Consider the following 5,194-nt stretch of genomic DNA (forward strand, 5'->3'; position numbering starts at 1 on the left):
ATTCGACGAACGTCTGGCGCAGGAACTTCGGGCATTGCCAGCGCCAGTGCACCCAGCTCTTCTTGCCGCTACGTTCGGTCACGGGGGCAATGCCGGTATACTTCTGCAGTTCATCAGCCCCGTGGAAGCGCTCGCGCTGCTCGCCAAAGGCCGCGAGCAGGCGCGGCGCCATTTGGGGGCCGGCGCCCGGCAGGCAGTCAAACAGGGCGAAGTCGGGTTGCGCCCGCGCGACCGCCGCAATCTCCCTGTCGAACACATCGATCGCCCAGAGCACGGTGCGCAGCTGCGCCACCAGCGCCAGCACGTGCAACCGGCAGGCCGTGATGATGCCAGGGTCTTCGGTGAGGGGCGTAGCGGCGCGGATCGATTCCAGACGTGCCGCGATCAGCCTGATACGGCACTTGTGGGCATGGAAGAACGCCTCAAGGGTCGTCCTGCGGGCGCGCCTGACCGTCAAGAGCGTCGGCCAGCAGGTGAGGAAGTCGCAGAAGAGCACCGTATCTCTCTGCTCGAACCACTCCAGAGCCTGCGGGTAATACTGCTTGAGCGTGTCACATAAGCGGTTGGTGAATCGGGTCTTGTCGCCGACCAGTTCGCGACGTTGCTCGACCAGGCTGAACAGCGAACGCATGGCGACGCTCTGTGGCCTGAGCGGAGCAAACCGCTCGGGATGGCGCAGCAGGAGTTCGAGTGCCAACTCTGCATCGGTGGGATCGTCCTTGGCGCGGCTTGGTCTGAACGCCTCACGATATTTGGCGAGTGTCGACGGGTTAATCGGGAAGAGCACGAAGAAGTCGTACTTCTGCAGTGCAGCGACGATCGGCCCCCTAGCCAGTTCAAGGGCAACCGCGATAGGGCCACCGAAGCGCTGGTGTAACGACTTTGCCCATTCGTCAATGCGCGCGACCTGATGAGGGATGCAGTCGAACTCGCGCCTGGCGTTGCCGGTGGCCTGCAGGCAGATGTCATGCTTCGTGTCTGCCCAATCGATGCCAACATAAGCGGTGAACTGCTGATTCGATAGAGGTGCCATGTGAACCTCCGCAAGTGGTAAATTGCCTTGCAGGGACATGCATACTTGCGTTCAGCGAAGGCAATATAGTGAGCCGGTGTCACGGCGAACCCTGAGTATTCGTTATCGAGCGCAAGCGCACCCATGGACTCGAAACTAAGGGCACAAACGTCAGACGTTGGGGCAGATTATTCGTAGTCCACGGGTGCATGTCCCGCTTTCGCTGGCAGCTACCTGCCAGCTGTGACCAGTATCACGGAAGGCGGGACGGACTATCTATATTGGACAGATCGACGTGGGCATCGCGGGCGGCGTGGATACCACGTCCGACGCGCCCATCGGCGTGAACGAGCGGATGCGCAAGATCCTGCTGGAAGCGAACCGCGGCAGGTCCACGGCGCAACGTGTCCGCGCGTTGTCGAAGTTGCGCCCCGGCATGCTCATGAAGCCCGTGTTGCCGCGTAACGGCGAACCGCGGACCGGCCTCTCGATGGGTGAGCACTGCGAACTGATGGCAAAGCGCTGGAAGATTTCCCGCGAAGCGCAGGACGAACTGGCGCTCGAAAGTCATCTGAAACTTTCAGCAGCCTATGAGCGCGGTTGGTTCAACGACTTGATGACCCCCTACAGGGGTCTTTCACGCGACAACATCTTGCGCGCAGACCTTTCGCTCGATCAACTCGCGGCGCTCAAACCCGTGTTCGACCGTGATGCCGGCACGTTGACTGCGGGAAATTCCACTCCGCTAACCGATGGTGCTTCGGCGGTGTTGCTTGCATCGGAGGAATGGGCGGCCGCGCGCGGCTTGCCTGTGCTCGCGTATCTCTCGTACTCGGAAACCGCTGGTGTCGATTTCTTCGACCAGCAAGAAGGCCTGCTGATGGCGCCCGTCTACGCCGTCCCGCGTATGCTCGAACGTGCGGGCCTGACGCTACCCGAATTCGATTTCTACGAGATTCATGAGGCTTTCGCCGCGCAAGTGTTGTGCACCCTCGCGGCCTGGGAAGACGACGAATATTGCCGCACACAACTGGGTTTGAACGGAGCACTCGGTTGCATCGATCGCGCGCGGATGAACGTCTGCGGCGGATCGCTTGCGACCGGCCACCCATTTGCCGCGACCGGCGGACGGATCGTCGGAACACTGGCAAAAATGCTTGCCCAGGCAGCGAAAACCCGTGGTGCGGATAGCGGGCTCACGCAACGCGGCCTCATCTCGATCTGCGCCGCGGGCGGACAAGGCGTAGTGGCGATTCTCGAACGCCAGGAGCGGGAATAAGGCGTCCGTTGGATCGTTTATGCACTATTCGCCACCGGCACGTGTGTCGAGCGGCGAACTGAAAGCCGTTGTACATCGACTGCGCGGATTTGCACTGCTACGCTACGCGGACGATTCACGGAGAAATTCATGCATCGAGCACGACAGTGCCGGGTTGGACATCATGGACGTTTTATCGGGACCGATCGCGCGCGCGCCGTAACAATATTGGGCAGCATCGCAATCGCGATCCTGGCCGGGCACGCACAAGCCCAGGACACCAGCGATCCGACCGACGCCATACGCGCAGCCACCTTGTCGCTGCCCACCTCGCCTGCAAGCGCGGCCGCAACTTCGGTAGCCTCCCCGGTACTCTCCGCAAGCGAGACCGTGGCGCCGCCGAAAGTCGCGGCATCGCAGGTGGGCCAGCTTCCGCTCGATCGCCAGGTCCGTTGGCTCACGCGTGCCGCGCAAAGCGGCATGCTTGCCAGCATGAACGACTCGGATCTGGTAGCACTGTTCAAATCGCTCGATCCGCTCACCGTGCCGCGCTATCTCAAGGATGGCCCGAACGGCTATTCCTCTTATGAGTTCACCCTTTTACGACGCGAACGCATCAATGGCAGGTGGCCTGATCAGCCCGACCACATGCTGGTCCGCGTGACGCGTGAGCCGCGCCGGGTCTATGCGCGATGGCTCCCGGACGGTGCTCACGCGGGCCAGGAGATCCTCTACGACGAAACCACTCGCCGCAATGAAATGTACGGTCATCTGGGCGGCGTGCTGAACATCATCACGATGTGGGCCGCGCTCGATGGCACCCTCGCCCGCACGCAATCGCGCCATTCGATCCGCGACCTGGGTACCGAATACATTGCGCAGCAGTTTCTGGCTGAAGGTCAGAAGTACGCCGATTTGGGCGTAACGCGCCCGAACGAAATTGAAGTGAAGACGATAGACGGTGCGCGCGTGGTGGCCTTCACTTACGAATCACCGGTCGGACGGCCTGACTTCTATGCGAAGAAAGAAGTGCTCGGCCTCGACTTGCGCCGACCGTATTTTCGTACCGCTGAATCGTTCGATAACGACGGCAAGATATTCGAAAGCCTAGTGTTCCAGAACATCTCGCCGAAGACGTTTGACGAGGCCACTTTCAGCCCGAAGAACCCGGACTATAAGTTTTAGGGCGCGGCGCCTTCCGCTCCCCACCATTTTAAGTTTCGCCTAAGACTTCGTCGATACGCTCCCCACTTTATGGTTCGTGCCGGGCGACGTGTCTAGCAGCGCCACTACCGACCCATTGCGGGACATCGACTTCAGCGCATCAACGAAAGGAGTTCGTCATGGACCTCCGCGACGCATCGGCTCCCGTCCGGGCCATCAAACGTTTATTGAGTCATCACGAGATAGCAACGCTTCTGCTCCTGATGAACGCGCCGATCGACGTCCTGGCAGCCCCACCCGATATCGCCTCGTTGAGCGAATATGGTTACGTGGAATTCATCTCGCCATCACCCGGCGAGACGCAAGTCCGCCTCACTGAACATGGCAACGCGGTGCTGCGCGGACTGGGTATCGTAAGGACGTAAGCCAACGTAAGCCGCGCGGCAAAAACCCCCTGCCTCGATCTCTGGAATAATCGTTGGTTCATATGCCGACATTCCGTTGACTACAAAGGAGAGTTCGATGCCAGCGCACGCGCCCAGACTTGCACGCGTTCTACTGACCAACGACGACGGTATCGACGCGCCCGGCCTCGCCGTGCTCGAAGCCGTGGCAGCAGAACTCGCCGACGAAGTGTGGGTGGTCGCCCCCGAACACGATCAAAGCGGCACGTCCCATTCCATCAGCCTGCATTCGCCCCTGCGCGTGAACCAGCACGGCAGTCGCCGCTTCGGCGTGCTCGGAACACCGGGCGACTGCGTCGTGATGGCGGTACGTCGCCTGATGCGCGATGCGCCCCCCACGCTCGTGCTCTCCGGCATCAATCGCGGCGCCAATCTCGGTGTAGAAACCATGTTTTCCGGCACCGTCGGCGCGGCCATGACGGGATTGTTGCTCGGCTTGCCATCGATTGCCATGAGCCAGACCTTCCGCGACCCCGCCAATGTCCGCTGGGACACATCGCGCGAACTTGCACCTGGCGTCATTCGCTCCTTACTCGCCATCAACCACGATGCCCCTACCTGCTTCAACGTAAATTTCCCGGATATCGACGCCGCATTGGCCGGACCACTGACGCCGACGAGACAAGGCGTCGGACTGGTGAAGGGCATCGACGTACTCCCGCAGACCGACCCGCGCGGCGTGCCGTATCACTGGTTGCGCTTCGAGCGCGGTCCACGCGAAAATTCCGCCGATAGCGAAACGGCCGTGGTGGCGTCGGGACGCGTCTCGGTAACGCCGCTGCACTTCGAACGCACCGACGAGCGCACGTTTGCCGTGCTTGCATCGGCGCTGAAGTAAAACCACACGTAAAAAACTAGCCTTCGCGTGCGCGGAAATTTTTTAATCTGCAATCCTTAACATATTGTTTTTTATGAAATGTGACGCATTGTGATCCGAGTTCAATTGAGGACAACCCTAATAAAGACGAAGAAGTTGCTGCGGCAAAGAGTCTCCTCCAACTAGAGGATTTACTACTAATGTGTTCGGCCAATTAACGTATTCTGTGCGGCCAGGCGTGACTACTGCCGTGCTCACAATACGTCCGCGACGCATCAAAATAAGTCCCATCTCAAGGAGGAAGGATGACAGTTTCTACCGAACGCGCGCTCAGTCGTTTTGGCCGAACAATGATTGCGGGCGCGTTGCTTGGCTGCGCTGCCACGGCCATGGCGCAAACGGCATCGCCTACGGGGTTGTGGCAAACCGTCGACGACAAGACGGGCCAGCCCAAGGCAGTCGTGCAGATCGCGCAAGAC

Annotated in this window: 4 protein-coding genes and 2 pseudogenes; 5 read left to right on the forward strand and 1 reads right to left on the reverse strand. The window is 60.4% G+C overall.

Annotated elements, in window-relative coordinates; all coding sequences use genetic code 11:
- The coding region (locus tag WCA53_RS33555) for an IS110 family transposase (RefSeq protein ID WP_423922261.1) at positions 1–1,033 on the reverse strand (1,033 nt) is incomplete at its 3' end.
- A 253-nt stretch (positions 1,034–1,286) separates the two neighbouring features.
- On the opposite strand from WCA53_RS33555, the pseudogene WCA53_RS33560 reads away from it, so the two are divergent.
- From WCA53_RS33560 to WCA53_RS33580, 5 genes and pseudogenes are all read left to right on the forward strand, one after another.
- Positions 1,287–2,291, forward strand: a pseudogene (locus WCA53_RS33560) (acetyl-CoA C-acetyltransferase); the annotation flags it as partial.
- Positions 2,292–2,420: 129 nt separating this feature from the next.
- Positions 2,421–3,455: a DUF1571 domain-containing protein gene (locus WCA53_RS33565; protein ID WP_423922264.1), complete on the forward strand. Its 1,035-nt coding sequence runs from the start codon at positions 2,421–2,423 to the stop codon at positions 3,453–3,455.
- Positions 3,456–3,613: 158 nt separating this feature from the next.
- A complete protein-coding gene (locus tag WCA53_RS33570; RefSeq protein WP_423922267.1) occupies positions 3,614–3,859 on the forward strand; it encodes a hypothetical protein in 246 nt (81 codons plus the stop codon).
- A gap of 97 nt (positions 3,860–3,956) precedes the next feature.
- Positions 3,957–4,736: a 5'/3'-nucleotidase SurE gene (gene surE, locus WCA53_RS33575; RefSeq protein ID WP_423922270.1), complete on the forward strand. Its 780-nt coding sequence runs from the start codon at positions 3,957–3,959 to the stop codon at positions 4,734–4,736.
- Between the two features lie 284 nt (positions 4,737–5,020).
- A pseudogene (locus WCA53_RS33580) lies at positions 5,021–5,194 on the forward strand (DUF2147 domain-containing protein); the annotation flags it as partial.

This window comes from Caballeronia sp., from assembly GCF_049581465.1.
Taxonomy (GTDB): domain Bacteria; phylum Pseudomonadota; class Gammaproteobacteria; order Burkholderiales; family Burkholderiaceae; genus Caballeronia.